Consider the following 15,609-nt stretch of genomic DNA (forward strand, 5'->3'; position numbering starts at 1 on the left):
CTGTCTTCCCATAACGCTTGAAATGGTGTGCAAGCAATGTGCCAATTGACGTTGCCATTGAACGCTGGAACGCGTTGGCGATTCGCGGCTACGCGTTGGCTTGTTGGCGACTTTCGACGGCAGTCTTGATCCCGCGGATCATCACTGGGAAAACAAAGCCATGTAGCGGATAGACGCTGTACCAATATGCCAGCCCGAGTAAACCACGTGGACGAAATCTGGCAGTCATTTCTACCAACGTCTCGGAGTCTTTCGCAGAGACAACGAAATCCAATTCGGCGTCACCGGGCAGCCACATTTCGGCACGTAGCCGCAATTGCTGATTGAAAGTCAACTTCGTCACTCTCCAGAAGTCGAGCGCTTCGCCATAATGAAGTTCGGTGGGGTGTCGCCGACCCCGGCGCAGGCCCGGTCCGCCGATCAACTGGTCTAGCCAGCCTCTTAAACTCCAAAGTGGTCCGGCACCCCAATAGCCATGCTCGCCCCCGATGCGAATGATTTCCGCAAAGGTTTCTGCAGGCGTTGCGTCGACCAAGATCGTGCGTTTATCTTGCAGCGTCGTGCCACCAGCCCAATCGGGGTCGTGAGGCATCTCGCCGGCTGTAGACCAACGGGTTTCGATGATCCCATCGCGAGTTCGGTCCACGGCTGCTTCAATTGCTGCTTCGATTCCCAAGCACTCACCCGGCATTAATCGCGTCGCTTCATCATTTCGGCAGACGGTCCGGTTGCGCAGCCCTTCTGCCAGCGGTCGTGCGATTCTGCTGCTGACCGGCGTGACCAATCCGATCCAAAGACTGCTCAGCTTTGGGGTGAGCACCGGAACCGGGACAATCGTGCGTTTTCCGAGTCCCAATTTCTGGGCCGCGATCTGCATGATTGTCTCGTACGTCATGATGTCTTTGCCGCCGATGTCGATCACTCTGCCAGCCGTCGCGGGTACATCAAGACAATCAACGAGGTAGCGGAGCACATCACGGATCGCAATCGGTTGCGTTTCCGTCGTTACCCATCGAGGGGTAATCATGATTGGTAATCGTTCGACAAGGTAACGAAGCGTTTCGAACGACGCCGAGCCGGATCCGACAATCATTGCGGCTCGAAAGACAGTTGCCGAGATGGAACCGCTTTGCAAAATGTCCGCGACCTCGCGACGGCTATTGAGGTGGTCCGACAGATTCGATCCCATTTCGCCTAGGCCACCGAGGTAGATGATCCGTTGGCATTGGGAAGATTCAACCGCGTTTAAAAACGAGGTCGCCAGTTCCCGGTCACGTTCGGCATACGCCCCACCTGCGGACTGCATCGAGTGCACAAGGTAGTAGGCCGCGTCGACACCTTCGAGTGCCTTGCTCATTTGTTCGCGCTCGGAAACTCCGCCTTCGACAATTCGAAGCTTGGGATCTTTATTCCAAGAGAACTTTGTCAGCTTTCCCGGGCTGCGTACCAGGCAAACAACTTCGTAGCCCTTGTCCAACAGTCGCCGAACCAATCGGCCTCCGACGTAACCAGTTGCTCCGCAAACGAGAATACGATTTATCGTTGTCATGACTTTCCGGATTGGCGAATACTCCCCCAAAACGGCAGTGCGTCAAGAAGGTCGAACTGGAATGAAGAAATTGCAGGACAGCATTCCGTTGACGTCTCGGGCCCGAAAGGCTGCCCACCGGAGCCTGGGAAGTGCGGCACTCCTGCTCTGAGGTCAACCTCGCGACAGACGTCAAGTTGTCCCACGAGTTTCGAAATCAACCTCACTTCGCGATGAGGACAGACTGCCTATGTGCACAATACTTTGAAGAAAAGTCCTGCGAGTGCACACAGACCGTTCGGTCGGGTAAACCCAACGAGTGGAAGTCACTGCGAATGCGTGATGTTGCCGCGTCGAACCGGATTAAACGGCTACGGCTGAACCGAAGCGAGGCGTTTGAGCCTATTCTTCATCAATCAGTTCGCCGAAGTTCAGTTCACCGTCGAAGCTTCGAGGGTTAGTTTTAGGTGCGGTCAAGTCTTCCGCATTGGAAGGCTGCAGCGCCGATCGACGTGTTGAGTTCGGCTTGCTGTAGCCGGGAGCAGTGTTTCTAGGAGCAGAGTAAACGTCCAGGCCTGCATCGGGCTGAGCCTCGGAGGCGGTTGGCGACGTTTCGAATTTTGGCGGTGCGATCGCTGGGATTTCAACGATCCCTGGCATAACAAAGTCCAACGAATCAGATTCGATCAAACTTGCATCGCGACAAGCCACCTGCTTCTTACAGCAGCGGTCGCAGGTTTGGCTGCCTTTGACGTAGGCCAACATCTCTTCGCAAAACGACTGTCGCGCGACAAAGATTCGGTCACCCGGTTTTAGGTGATAGTTGGTTGTCGAGTCGCCCAATTGTGTGATCGAGCGATAGCAGACCGGCAGCGTGACCCGGCAGGAACAGGGGCTCGTCGGCCGTGCGAGCAAGATGTCGCATGCCGAAGCTCGCGCGGTCAAACCACCGGCTTCCATAATTCCGTCAAGCACCGTTTCGTGCCCGGTGAGCGTGTAGGCGCCCGGTGAGTTGACTTCGCCGATGACATAGTACCGATGGATCGGTTGAAGCAGACGAATGTTGACCTGGATCGACTCTTTTTCCGCATTGCTGACGATCGATTGAACTGTCGATTCCGCCTCTTCGATTGTCATGCTCGCGATCACGACTCGACCATACAGTCCGAGGTCGATCGTTCCGTCGGCCATCACCCGCTGGTCGGCAGGCAGTTGAATCGACAAGTCTTCTGCTTTGACAACTTCGACCAGCAATTCATCGCCTGGTGCCACTTGATGCGTCGGACGCACCTGTTTAGCAAGCTCACGTGGAACATTGGGGTGGCGCGTCGTCTTGTCGAGGATGTCTTTGGTATCCTGCGTCATGACATGTGCGATGGGATAGGCTGAAAATCCCAGCACACTACATCCTGCCGAGCATAAGATCGGAAGCAGTAACAACGCCGTCAGACCGTATCGGTAAATTGTCTTGCACATATCGCAATTAATCGACCGATCGTCCGTGTTAATTTGGAATCGCGTGTCAAGGCGTCACAACTTACCGATGCTCTCAGTTGCTATTAAAAGCAGTTGGCTGGCATCGCAGCCGTCGGTCGTCCATTCAAAGCCAGAGTGATTTCTGCACGCACATTATCCCTGGCGACTTGTTGATTTTGAGGTTTGATTCCTCACGAAGTCGCCCACTATCCCACATTGCCAGCGTTAGGCATCGCTACCTTCGGCGAGTGATCGGTGACAGTAGGGAATTAATAGCGTGCCAAGTGATCCGAGCCAGCGGTCAATTCGCGAACAGACTGTCTGCGATCGATACCGTGATCAGCTCTTGAAAGGCGTACCTTCGCAAGTTAGCTCGCACCGATTCGCCCGGTAGCAGACGGACGATAGGGCTTCGCGCCGAGCCATTGATCTCGAGGACAAACGTACGATCGCTCAACACGCGATTGATTTGTCCAAACGGAGTTGTGAGCAGAAGGTCGGAGAGTCCGATCATGTCGACAAGCAAATCTTGTCCTTGGAAGTTGCCTGTCGAGAGCACCACCCCGACATCCATGCGGGTGTCCAGCAGGCCGACTCGGCCGGCGGCTTTGACCGCAACGCGATCAGAAACCATCGCGACCTCGTCAAGCATGATCGCACCCGACGCGATGCGTCCTGACGCGACACCTTCATTGAACCTCGTTCCGACTAAAGACGTCGCACCGAGTAATACGCCGGCTGTCGACAGTCCAGGGACAGCGCTCGCGTCGGTGCCGCCCAAGTGAAAACGGAAGTTTCCACGCAGGTTTCGGGCGTCGACAATGCGACGTCCGCTGAGCGCCAAGTCGCCGGTGACATCACCTTGCCCGATCGTTGCGGTACCAACGTAGGTGCTCAACAGCCGTTCAAAATCGACATGTGCCACACGCCAGCGACTGTCCAAATCCAGGGCTCCACGATTGGAGGCCGGTGAAGCGAGGTGCAGTTTTCCGGAGACGCGGCCACCGGCAAGTTTCGATTTGACGTTCGGGAAATCTGCGGTCCATCGTCCGCTAGACGTATCGAAGGTCACGACGAGTGAACTATGCGCGTCACCGACTGGCAGATTAAATGTTGCGGCATTATCGACCATCGCGTTACCTGAGATTCGCAGCTTTTCGACAACGCCTTTCCCCGACCCCGTGACTGTTACTTGACCGCTAACAATCCCTGAAACCCAGTCTTTCGCGTCCGGGCTGATCGGTAACAAGAGGTGGCTGCCGATTGCACGAGACAGTCGCAGTGAAAGAGATTTTCTTCCTTGTGGTGTCAGCGCCCAAACACCTTGTCCGTCGAGACGTCCTCCCGCATAAACGCCTTGGATAGAACTGATCTCGATCCATCCTGGATGAACTGCGACTGATGCAGCTAGGGTTGGCGCGATATCGACGTTGCCGATTCGAAAAGCCCGAATGTTGACAGAAGCATCGAATGGCTGATCCGGTTTTTGCAGATCGAGATTCCCGATTTTCAAATCGGCGCGTCCGCTGTAGGTGCCCGGCTGCTGTCCGACAACAACACTTGCCTGGTCCAGCGAAACGTCTTGCAAAGAAAGTTGATCTACGACAGTATGCTGCAGCAAGTTTTCCCAAGAGGCTTGCGCGTCTGGGGCGGTCGTCGTGTGTATAGACAAACGCCCGCCAAGGATCTCACCATCAACGGCGGCTTCCAAACCGTCATCAGAAATGCTGACCTCTGCGATCAATCGTCCCAGGTTTTCACCACCGGCGACGAATTGGTTGACTCGTAAAATCGCCGATCCGTTGTGAGCAAACGGTTGGTCTAGTTTCGCTGCAGGCACTCGCCAGTCGACTTTTCCAGTGGTCGATGCCTCGATCGCGATAGGGCGTGATGCGATGGGAAGCTGTACGGTATATCGTGGTGCCAGATTTTCCCAATCGACTTTGAATTGATGGATCCCGTCCGGTTCCACCGCCAAGTTCAATCCGCCTTGGATCCGACCGCCAAACAGGTTCGCATCCAGGTTGGTGATCGATATCGCCGCCGGCGTGAAATCGTAGTCTGCTGAAATGGATCGGAGAATCGCCAGTTCATCGACTTCAGTGGACGGCTGTTGGCGTGGCGTCAATGAAACGCTTTTCTGATCGACGACAATGTCGTGTTCCAATCTTCCTAGATCGAGTCCGGCAACCTTCAATCGAGGTGAAGCTAAGGCGGCTTTGACCTTCAAGCGATCGGGCGTGTTGGGCGCAGTCGTTAGCACACCGGTAACTTTTCCAGAAACGTCGATCTTGCCTTCAACAACCTCGGTGAACGAACCGACGGGGAAATCGTCTGCGGCGAATGTCAACGCCAACTTCGGCGTATCGGATATGTCGACTGTCCCATCCAGGTTCGCTTCGAAACGAGGTTCACTCGTGGAGGTTACGCTCGCTTTGCTGATCTGAAACTGTTTGTTTTGTAGCTTGAATCCGGGGACTTCGACATCGAAAGCAATCTTCGGTCCGTACTGGACATTTCGTGCGTTCACCTGGCCATCGATATTCCATGAAAGCGGATCGTCGATCTTGGCCGTTTTGCCGGTGACGTTAACCTGACCTTCAAGAGTCGCAATGGACCAGGCTTCCGCCCAATCGCCACCGAACTTCGATAGCAGCTCAAACACCGCTTCGGTGCGAAAACGCGATAGGGTCAACGTGCCAGCGAAATCTCCTTTCGGAATCAGCTTCATCGAAGCTGTCCCTTGTAACTGACCCTCGCCTTGTTTGGCGTCCAGATTTTTCAGCAGCAACTTTCCATCGCGGTAATCCACTTCCGCTCGCAGGGAATCAAAAACCAACCGATCCGACTGTAGGTTGCGTCCGGTCAAAGTTCCTTCAATGCGGTAAGCCTCGGGAGTCCGCAGCGCATTGAGTGGGATCGAAACTTGGAAATTGACTGATGCAACACCATCGAGTTTGACTGGGATTTCAATTCCGATGCGTTCCAAACGATCGGCGAGCGTTCCGATTTCGATATCTTCGAATGACCAGTCCGATGTCCAGTACCGATACTTGGCCGCCTGTGGGGCCGGTGCTTGCTGAGCATTGGCTCGTTGAGCAAAGACTTGTTGCCGACCAGCATCCGAATACGCGATCATCGTCGCGATCAAAGCAATAACCACTCGGCACATGTTCGTGCGGATTGATTTCATAGATTTGTTGAGTGGTGGCATGGTTGCTCGGTAGCTGGGATTGCCTGTTCGAATTCGCGTGTCCGTCTTCACTTGCGGCGACTGACGATCGATTTTAGTCATCAGCCAAGCGTGGAAGCCCACGCGATTCCGAAATCAGCCGCAAGGCGCCAGCCTGCGGTTACATGGGACGGTCGCGTGGTTCCCTATGCACACGGGTTTGATTTTGTCTATCGGGAATCGGCATGGGGTTTGCACTTCGATGTCCGTCAGTTCTCAACTCATTTCTTGAATATTGACTCAGTTATCGGAGGTCACTTTATCATGTCCACTGCTACGGCTAGCTATCAGACTGTACACGGATTGTCGTTCCCAACTACGATCGCGATTTTGAAAGCCCAAGACAAGGAACGTCAAAGTCATCGTCAAAGCACGAACGGGAAGTCGAAAACGAAAAACAACCAGTCGAGGTTGGATCTCAAGCAGTCTGCGGAATTTTCGACCACCGCTTGATTCGTCACTTGGTAAAACTTCTGCTCACGAAAGCGATTGCCTGTTAAAGCTGCAGCTCGCCGATAGTTTGTGACCTCGCAGTTCTCTCAGACAGTTTTTGATGTCAGTTCTAAGTGCCTAGGCGGAGCACTTCAGGCTCGATCGGGAATGCAGCACGAGACGCGTCAGGCTTGCAGCCGCTCGCCACAACGATGGCAATAATTCGCGTCTTTCAAATGTGGTTGATTTGCGCAACGCGGACATTCGCTCGTTTTCAGCTCAGTTCCGCCATCGTCGCTTCCTCGCGAAGTCAGTTCAGCGGTGACAAACCCGCTCGGCACGATGATCAAGCTATAGCCGAGTAGAATCAGCGTTGCCGAAATGACTTTTCCTGTTGTCGTTGTCGGAACGATATCGCCATATCCCACGGTGGTCATTGTCACCACGGCCCAGTACATCGCTTGTGGAATTGAATCAAAGCGACTGTTGTATTCTTCGGGCTGAACTCCGGCGAGCAAAGCCGGAACAATTGTCTCGACGAAGTACATCAGCGTACCGCTAAGTGTCACCGCGACGAGCACAACGATCAGGAACACGGCGATTTTATGCCGAGCGTTCCACACAGCGTGCCACAGCTCATCAGCGTCGCTCATCATCCGCCAGAGCTTCAGCACCCGGAACGCACGTAGCAGTCGAATGCTACGCAGGATGACAAACGAACGAGCTTGGTTTTGGGTGATCCAAAAATAGCCAACATAGGTTGGCAGGATACTGAGCAGGTCGACGAGCCCCCAAAAGCTAAGCGCGTACTTGAGCGGATGCCGCGCACACACCAACCTGGCGACGTACTCGATTGTGAAGAGAATGGTCAAAAACCATTCGATTCCTTCTAGAACAGCAATTTCCCGGCGCGCGATCGTCGGTATCGTTTCGAGCGAGACGACGGTGACGCTGCAAAGGATCGCGATCAGAAGCCCGACGTCGAACGCCCATCCAGAAGGCGTGTCAGATTCAAAAATCACGTCATGCATGACGACACGCCAGTGCGGGCCGTCAGGACGTTGAGGGGCTCTCGACTTCTTATCGGTTTGCTTTTTCATCCGTCATTCTTGATCGTGTGCATCCGAAAGCGGATGCCCAAGATTATTTCGGTGAGCCACTGCGTCGCATCGCAAGTCCACCGCTGCTGACGCACTTCCCGCTGGTGAACTTTGGCGGTTCCAATCGGGTTCGGGATGCGTCAGAAACGATTTCTCGCTTTGGATACAAAAAGGCACAGAATCCATCAAACCGCTTCCCTTCGATTCGGTGGAGACTGTGCCAGATGCCCGAATCCTTCAGGCATTTCGTTCAGAAGCCCCTGAACGCAGGGCCTTCATCAATTCGTGTGTTATTTCTGCTGCGACGTCGGTCGCATCTCGATTCTTCGCGGTGCGGTTACCGATCGTGATGCTTGTCGGACGGCCGAGCGATTCGCCGACGCGTCGGTCATTTCCGCACTGGCAGCCATGATCGGTGACGTTTTCTGTAGCATTGGAATATCGATCGATGGTGTTTCGCCATTGCTCGCGATCGCTTGCGTCTCAGCCGCGATTGCTTGAATCCGTTTTCGGATCGATGGTTCCACTGGGTTAGCCAGCCCGTTTTCCAATGTCGACTTGGTACGATGGATCGTAGTCGTAACGAGTCCACTCGGTCGCGTCGCGTAATTGTCAACAGCGTCACGGTGTCGTTGGAAATCGGGAGCGTAAACCAATGATGAATCCGTCATCGTGTTTTCAGCTTTGTTGCCGGGTAGAACGATGGTTGTCGGAGCACCTTGGATGACTTTGCCTTCTTTTGATTGGAACGTTGCAACCAAGGAAACTCGTTTTTCTTCACCGCCGGCGGCATCCCATGGGATCCACACGCTGTAGCTGGCGCCAAAGTCGCTTTGGCTGAAGTGCTGCGTGAATTGTTCGGGTGTGAACTTGAACGGACGAATTGACTTGTCTTTACCGGTTGCTCCGATCTCGAACCCATGCACCGTCAGCGTGCCTTCAACGGGAACGGCCTTCGACTTTGGATCAAAGAAGAAAAGTCGACCACCAAAACCTCGAGTCGGGGTTTTGCCGGCTTGGACCAGAACGTCGCTGGTCCAAGTCGCCGCCAGCTTCGCCGGGTTGGGATAGGGCTTCGGTGGCTCATCCGCTTTTTTCGACCAAGGTGCTCTTGTCAACCAATCTGGTGTATTAAAGAACGACTTGAGTTTGGCTTCTTCGCGAGTTGCCGGTGCGGTGCACCCGGTCATCATCAGTGGCCCTGCTGCCAAGGCGACGATAATCGCGGTTCTCAATGAGCGTCGTTTCATGGGTCAAACCGTTCTAATGATGGTTCGTATGTCAGGTGAATCAGTAGTGCGAGCGAGCCGGTAGTCCAGCGATCCCGATGAGACGTTCTGCATCCCAAGGGAATGGTATGTCGGCCAATGACGTCCCCACGAAGCGGACGTTTTCAAGTGTTGCGTTGCAGGGCAGTCAAGACGATTCCTGACTGCCCTCGCTTTCCTAGTCTTGTTCCAGACCAGCCAGGCTATCGCTGAGTCTTCGTCCAGCTTGCAGGCAGGGTCTGGTCGCCACCGATCATCCCTGAGGCCGAGTTGAACGATGATTGGTTGATGCCCGACTCTGGCAAAACGCTGTCGTCAGCCGGCGACGCGATGTCGCTTTCATCGATAATGATCGATGGTGGAGCAATCGTCGGTGCGATCCCTGGGGCCGGCGTGATTACCGGTCCGGTTCCGACGCGGCCTTGAACCGATGTCATCGGGGCGGACAGTTCGGCTTCCAAGTCACGGCTACGTCCCGGGATGATACCTTCAGGCAAGTCGCCGATGACCATCTCGCCGTCAACGGTCGGTTGGACGTCGGGGTAGATCGTCGGTCCGATCGCTGGCCCCCACAATCCGTAGCCACCGCTGAGGCCGACATCACCGTGGGCTTCGACAACGTCTGCCAAGCACCAGCTCATTCGGCTTGACTCGGTCTGTTTGACGTATTCGAGGTCCTGGTCGCCGGTGATCAGCATCGGTGTCATCACGATCAACAGTTCGCTACGGGTCTCCGATTCAAAGTCATACTTGAACAGGTTGCCGAGGACGGGAATGTTGGACAGGTAAGGCAATCGGCGGCTTTGGTTGGCACGCGATTTTTGGATCAAACCACCCACGATGACCGTTTGTCCGCTGTAGACCGACAAGGTGACTTGGGCTGTCGTGTTGATGATGTCTTCGATCAGAACCGTCTCGCCTTCGACACCTGTTGGGACCAGCGTACCGGTCCCTTGATCACGGTCCGAACGGGTGATATCTAGGTTCAAGGAGATCGTTCCGTCACGACCGATTCGTGGCAAGACTTCCATGATCAAACCGACTTGGATGTCTTCGATCTGTGGTGAGATCACACCGTTGCCAGACACCGTGTTGCCACGGAATCGAGCGATTTCGCGACCGACTTCGATACGGGCGTTCGTGTTGTCAGCGGTCATCAACTTTGGAGTACTGATGATTTGAGCACGACCTGCGTCTTGCAGCGTGCGGAACAACAGGCTGACCGATTCGCTGGCCGCGTTGAGCACGAAGCCACCGTATCCGATCGACGGATTGGATTGTCCAAGACCAAAGGTCGAGACCGCACCGCCAACGACATCTTCGCGATTCAAGTCATTGACGTTGGCGACGCCAGCGTTGTTGAAGTTGAACCCTGATGCACCTGTCGCTCGCGTTCCGAATACGTCCGCAACCGCTTGGTCGCGACTGAAGGCAAGCGAGTCTTGCAGTCCCAACTCGGTGCCGATTTCGAACTGGTCGGTTAGCGAAACCTCAGCAAGTACAACTTTGATCAAGACCATCGGGCGACGGCGATCGAGTCGGTCGATCAGCGAACGGACCTCTTCGTAAAGTCGTGGCGAAACGCTTAGCAGAAGACTGTTCGAGTAGGCTTCGGCAACCGCGATGATGTCACGATCAAGCAGGTCGTAAGCACTGAGGCCTGACTGGAATTGCTGGATCTGTGATTGCGACTGCAATCGTGAGTTCACGTAGCTGGTGATGGCCGCGGCAACGTCTTCGGCGTTGTTGTTCTTCAGCCAAATGACCTCGGTGATTCGTTCGGCAAAGCCTTCGCTATCCAAACGGATCAGGATACTTTCGACAACTTCAAGGTCAGACGCCGAACCGCTGGCAACGATGCTATTGGTGCGAATGTCGGTCGTGAAACGAAGTGGTACCAGCGAACTGTCGCTTGACGCGGTCGACGATGGCAATCCTGCAAGGTTTGCACCACCGACGCCGGTGCCCGAGGTTGCCGCTTCGGAACCGAACAGTTGCTCCAACGCGGTTGACAGTTGCGTCGCGTCACCGTTTTCGATGGTGAATACCTTGACCAGCGAATCGATTCCGGGGGCACGATCCAACTGGCGGATCAGTTCAGCGATCAGGGGCATGCTGGACGAAGAGGCCCGAACGACGATCGAGTTGCCCGTTGTTTCTGCGGTGATCGATGCACCCGAAAGGATGCCGGATTCGACCGTGCGACGTTCATCGCTATCGACAGCGACGATAGACAGTGATGCCGAAGGTGCGGTCGCATCTTCACTGGATGAAACGTCGCCGCCGGTGAAGGCGTCTTGCAACGTTGTTGCCAAGTCTTCGGCGATCGCGTTCTGCAGTTGGAAGACACGTAGCTCCATTTTCGCCGTTGTCTTCTCGACATCCAGTTCGTTGATCAGCCGAGTGACTTCGGTCATGTCACGTGGCGAGGCACTGACGATCAGCGAGTTGGTGCGGTAGTCGGCTGAGATGCGAACTCTGGTGCCCAGCCCGGGACGGACGTCTTCTTCGGATCCTGGTCGATCGACAAAGAAACCGCGGATCGTTTCTTCTGCATCGGTCGCCGAAGCATTCTGAAGACGGAAGACTCGCAGACGGCTACGCGGATCTACCGGTTGGTCGATCTTGGCGATCAGTTCTTCCAGCGAGCTAATCGCTTCGGTACGGCCGATCAACAACAAGGCATTGGGGTTGTCCAACGACGTGATGCTGACGTCGCCTTGTCGGCTGGACAAGACGTCTTCGTAAAGCTGCGTCAGTAGCTCGGAAACCGCGTTCGCGTCTGCATGTTCGAGCGTGACGACTTTCGAATCGGGTTGAGTCAACTCCGCTTTGGATTCGATCTCTTTGATCAAGTCCATCACCCGTTGGACGTCACGGGTGGTTCCTTTGACAATGATCTGTCCAAGTTCTGGGACGTATTCGATTTGTACGTCACCCAGCGGGCCGCTGCCTTCTTCACCGGCTTCGCCCGTTTCGACATCGCTTGGCGGGGGCGTGTCGGCAGATTGGTCCGCTTGCATGACCGCGTTTTGGAATACGCTGCCTGGGGCTTCCGGCAACGGTTCATTGCGCAACGCACGCAGCAAACGCATTGTCCGTTGCACCGGTGCCATGTCGGCGTTTTCCAGGCGATGAACTTCGGTGATGTCGTCGTATCGGTTCGGGACACGATCGAGTGCGCGAATCATCTTTTCCCAACCGGGGATTGCCGGGTCGGGAGCATGGACGGTGACGAAGTTTTGTCGTCGGTCGACTTGAACCATCGTGCCACGCATCGGGGCCACATTCATTTGAAATGTGACTTCGTTCCCGTTGTTGCGAGTCGTCATTGGGATTTCGGTACCGGCGGCTTGCTTCAAGTCCCGTTCGAATTCCCGCCAAGAGATGTTTTCCAAACGCATCGATAACGGAGCATTGATCGATGCCGACGCTTGTTGGATGGCACCAGCGACCATGTGTTTTACATGTCCGGCGATGGTGGCCTGCGTCGTTGGCGGGGCCATGACGACCAGTTGGCCGTTTCGTGCGTCCGGTGCGATTGTTACGCCAGGCAAATCCTGGAATCGCATATTTAATGCGTTCGCGATCGATTGGACGTGCTGCGGAGGCACCGCCAGCTTTCGCAACTGTGGCGCTTGGTTGGTCATCGCAGTCGACTGTGCGGCAGTCTGCTGCGGGGTGACCGTTACAGTCGAAGCCGAAGCCGGACGCACCATCGCGCCAGCGGAGCTTGCACTGCCAACGCTTTCGCCGGTCATCGAAGGCAGCCGGAACGGTGTCGTCTGAGACGCTCCGTTTGGAATGCCCGACTGAGGGCCATAGTTTTGGCCGACAGCCGTTGGGCCGCAGCAGGCCGCAGCGACGACAAGCGTGCTGACTTTGGCTGCAACGAACATCCTTGTACGGCCGGTCACCGGAGAGATTAACTGCAACAGTTTGCTGCGGCAGCTATCGGAGATCGCGTTGGGGTGCACGGGTAACACCTATTGGTTCATTCGGTATCAAATCGACGATCGACGGAGCTCCAAGAGCGCTTCCTCCGCCTAACAGCACAGATCGTCGCTGCCGTTGCATTCCCTACAGTCAAACTTACCTCGATAGTGGTCGACAATCGTCCGAACACGCACCATTCTCACAATGCATACCGGCAACAAAGTCCAGGGAAGATGGGTGGTTTGTGCCGGTCAATCGCCGTGACGGTGGCGTTATATCTTTCCTATTTATGCAGCGTTAATGCTTGGACTCCGATATTGGAGAATGGTGCAAGTCGCATTTGATCGAAATGAAGGGCGGCCGACATTTTCAGGGTGATAGGGAAGGTGAAGTTTCGAGTGAATCATTTAACCGTGGCTAGCGCCAAAACGGCTCAGTAATGTTGTGTTCGATGAGCCGAAACGCGTTAGCGTCGGTTAGGCGTGTTGGGTTGAGGTAGATCACTTAACCGTGGCTAGCGCCAAAACGGCTCAGTTTGGTTGTGTTGGATGAGCCGAAACGCGTTAGCGTCGGTTAGGTGTGCGTTGGGTTCAGGCAGATCACTCAACCGTGGCTAGCGCCAAAACGGCTCAGTATCGTTGTGATTGATGAGCCGAGACGCGTTAGCGTCGGTTGGCTGTGCGTTGGATTCAGGCAGATCATTCAACCGTGGCTAGCGCCAAAACGGCTCAGTTTGGTTGTGTTCGATGAGCCGAAACGCGTTAGCGTCGGTTACGTGCGTTGGGATTAGACAGATCATTCAACCGTGGCTAGCGCCAAAACGGCTCAGTTTGGTTGTGTTTGATGAGCCGAAACGCGCTAGCGTCGGTTAGGTGTGCGTTGGGTTGAGGCAGATTATTCAACCGCGGCTAGCGCCAAAACGGCTCAGTTTGGTCGGGATCGATGAGCCGAAACGCGTTAGCGTCGGTTAGGTGTGCGTTGGGTTCAGGCAGATCATTCAACCGTGGCTAGCGCCAAAACGGCTCAGTTTGGTTGGTTCCGATGAGCCGAAACGCGTTAGCGTCGGTTACGTGCGTTGGGTTCAGGTAGATCACTTAACCGTGGCTAGCGCCAAAACGGCTCAGTATGGTTGGGATCGATGAGCCGAAACGCGTTAGCGTCGGTTACGTGCGTTGGGTTCAGGTAGATCACTCAACCGTGGCTAGCTCCAAAACGGCTCAGTTTGATTGTGATCGATGAGCCGAAACGCGTTAGCGTCGGTTACGTGCCAAGGTTCGTTTCAAACAACTGCCGCTCGTATCGTGAAACAATTCGTTTGTGAAACAACGTAAGGATCTAAATTCAATGACAACGTTTGGTGGACAGATTCTTTTGAACGACGCCAAAGGTGTTAGTGAAATTCGATCCGGAGTGATCACCGTCGACGATGGCCACATCAAAGAGATCGAATTTGGAGACGTCCCCAAGTCGGTGGACCACGGCGATGATCAAACCTTGCTGACGCCAGGGTTCATCGATACTCATCTGCACCTACCGCAATTCGATTCGATCGGCGCCTTTGGAATGCCTCTGCTCGATTGGCTTTCCGAAGTCATCTTTCCGGCTGAGGCCAAATGGAACGATCTTGACTACGCAAAGTCGATGATTGCGCGTGTGATCGAACAATGCCGGTCTGTGGGAACGACGGGGGTATGCGCGTACGCGACGTCCTCGTTTGAAGCCACGATCGCGGCACTGGAAATGTTCAGCGATGCGGGCATTCGTGGCGTCATTGGTCAAGCCATGATGGACCAGTTCTCACCCGACTCCTTAACGGTGCCATCGGACCAGTTGATTGAAGAAGTTGAACTGACTCTGCGACGTTTTCCTTCGACCGGATCGATGGCTGCTGCCGTCACACCGCGATGGGCACTCTCCTGCACCGAAAAGACCTTACGGGCGGCAGCCGGGCTTGCGAAGCAGTACGGGGCAACAATACAGACTCACCTTTCCGAAACGACGCGTGAATGCGAGCTCGTATCAAAGCATTACGACGGGCTCAGCTATGTCGATGTTTATGACACGATGGGGCTAGTGACCGAGCGAAGTGTTTTCGGTCATGGCATCTACCTCGACAAAGCTTCCGTCACGACGCTTTCGAAAGCGAATTCGGTGATCGCCCATTGTCCTACAGCCAATTCATTTTTAGGAAGCGGCACGATGGATCGCCAATCTCATTTGGCGAGTGGCTTGAGAATCTCTTTGGGAAGCGATGTGGGGGCGGGGTACGAAAGGTCAATGGTGCGAGTCGGCCGATCCATGATTGAGGCGGCTTTGTCGGTCCAATTTCAATCGTCTTCGTTTCAACAATCCGGCGTCGCTGACTTTTCGAGCGTCCCGAGCGCGCCGGAAGCTTGGTACCAAATCACCGCCGGAAATGCGGAAGCTGTTCGAATGCGAGATGCCGGGCGATTGGCGATTGGGCTACCCGCGGACTTGTTGGTCATTCAACCGAGCGTTCCTTGGCTGACCACCAGCTGTCCACTGTCCACCGTGATGTTTTCCTGGGATGATCGGTGGCTAAAGCAAACGCTATTGGGTGGGCAAGTCGTCTGGCAATGATTCCGGACATCAGATCAAGTCTCCTCCGGCCGTAAA

7 protein-coding genes are annotated in these 15,609 nt (G+C 54.9%); 1 reads left to right on the plus strand and 6 read right to left on the minus strand.

Annotated elements, in window-relative coordinates; translation table 11 throughout:
* Window positions 1-88: 88 nt before the first annotated feature.
* From LOC67_RS19645 to LOC67_RS19670, 6 genes are all read right to left on the minus strand, one after another.
* Window positions 89-1,549: an SDR family oxidoreductase gene (locus tag LOC67_RS19645; protein ID WP_230264448.1), complete on the minus strand. Its 1,461-nt coding sequence runs from the start codon at window positions 1,547-1,549 to the stop codon at window positions 89-91.
* Window positions 1,550-1,930: 381 nt separating this feature from the next.
* Window positions 1,931-3,004, minus strand: a complete 1,074-nt coding sequence (locus LOC67_RS19650) for a polysaccharide biosynthesis/export family protein (RefSeq protein ID WP_230264450.1) — start codon at window positions 3,002-3,004, stop codon at window positions 1,931-1,933.
* A gap of 301 nt (window positions 3,005-3,305) precedes the next feature.
* The gene (locus LOC67_RS19655) at window positions 3,306-6,197 is read right to left on the minus strand and encodes a DUF3971 domain-containing protein (RefSeq protein ID WP_230264452.1); all 2,892 of its coding nucleotides are present in this window, start codon (window positions 6,195-6,197) and stop codon (window positions 3,306-3,308) included.
* A gap of 656 nt (window positions 6,198-6,853) precedes the next feature.
* Window positions 6,854-7,768 carry an ion transporter gene (locus LOC67_RS19660; protein ID WP_230264453.1) on the minus strand — a complete coding sequence of 305 codons (915 nt, stop codon included), beginning with the start codon at window positions 7,766-7,768 and terminating at the stop codon, window positions 6,854-6,856.
* A 290-nt stretch (window positions 7,769-8,058) separates the two neighbouring features.
* A complete protein-coding gene (locus LOC67_RS19665; protein WP_230264455.1) occupies window positions 8,059-9,018 on the minus strand; it encodes a hypothetical protein in 960 nt (319 codons plus the stop codon).
* A gap of 221 nt (window positions 9,019-9,239) precedes the next feature.
* Window positions 9,240-13,022: a secretin N-terminal domain-containing protein gene (locus tag LOC67_RS19670; protein ID WP_230264456.1), complete on the minus strand. Its 3,783-nt coding sequence runs from the start codon at window positions 13,020-13,022 to the stop codon at window positions 9,240-9,242.
* A gap of 1,294 nt (window positions 13,023-14,316) precedes the next feature.
* Between LOC67_RS19670 and LOC67_RS19675 the strand changes: the two genes are divergently transcribed.
* Window positions 14,317-15,573: an amidohydrolase family protein gene (locus LOC67_RS19675; protein WP_230264457.1), complete on the plus strand. Its 1,257-nt coding sequence runs from the start codon at window positions 14,317-14,319 to the stop codon at window positions 15,571-15,573.
* Window positions 15,574-15,609: the final 36 nt, after the last annotated feature.

Source organism: Stieleria sp. JC731 (assembly GCF_020966635.1).
Lineage (GTDB): Bacteria > Planctomycetota > Planctomycetia > Pirellulales > Pirellulaceae > Stieleria.

Excerpts from the sequence above, each read along its gene's own strand:
- LOC67_RS19675 (WP_230264457.1), top strand. The coding sequence starts at position 14,317 with ATGACAACGTTTGGTGGACAGATTCTTTTGAACGACGCCAAAGGTGTT.
- LOC67_RS19665 (WP_230264455.1), bottom strand. The coding sequence starts at position 9,018 with ATGAAACGACGCTCATTGAGAACCGCGATTATCGTCGCCTTGGCAGCA.
- LOC67_RS19650 (WP_230264450.1), bottom strand. The coding sequence starts at position 3,004 with ATGTGCAAGACAATTTACCGATACGGTCTGACGGCGTTGTTACTGCTT.
- LOC67_RS19660 (WP_230264453.1), bottom strand. The coding sequence starts at position 7,768 with ATGAAAAAGCAAACCGATAAGAAGTCGAGAGCCCCTCAACGTCCTGAC.
- LOC67_RS19645 (WP_230264448.1), bottom strand. The coding sequence starts at position 1,549 with ATGACAACGATAAATCGTATTCTCGTTTGCGGAGCAACTGGTTACGTC.
- LOC67_RS19655 (WP_230264452.1), bottom strand. The coding sequence starts at position 6,197 with ATGAAATCAATCCGCACGAACATGTGCCGAGTGGTTATTGCTTTGATC.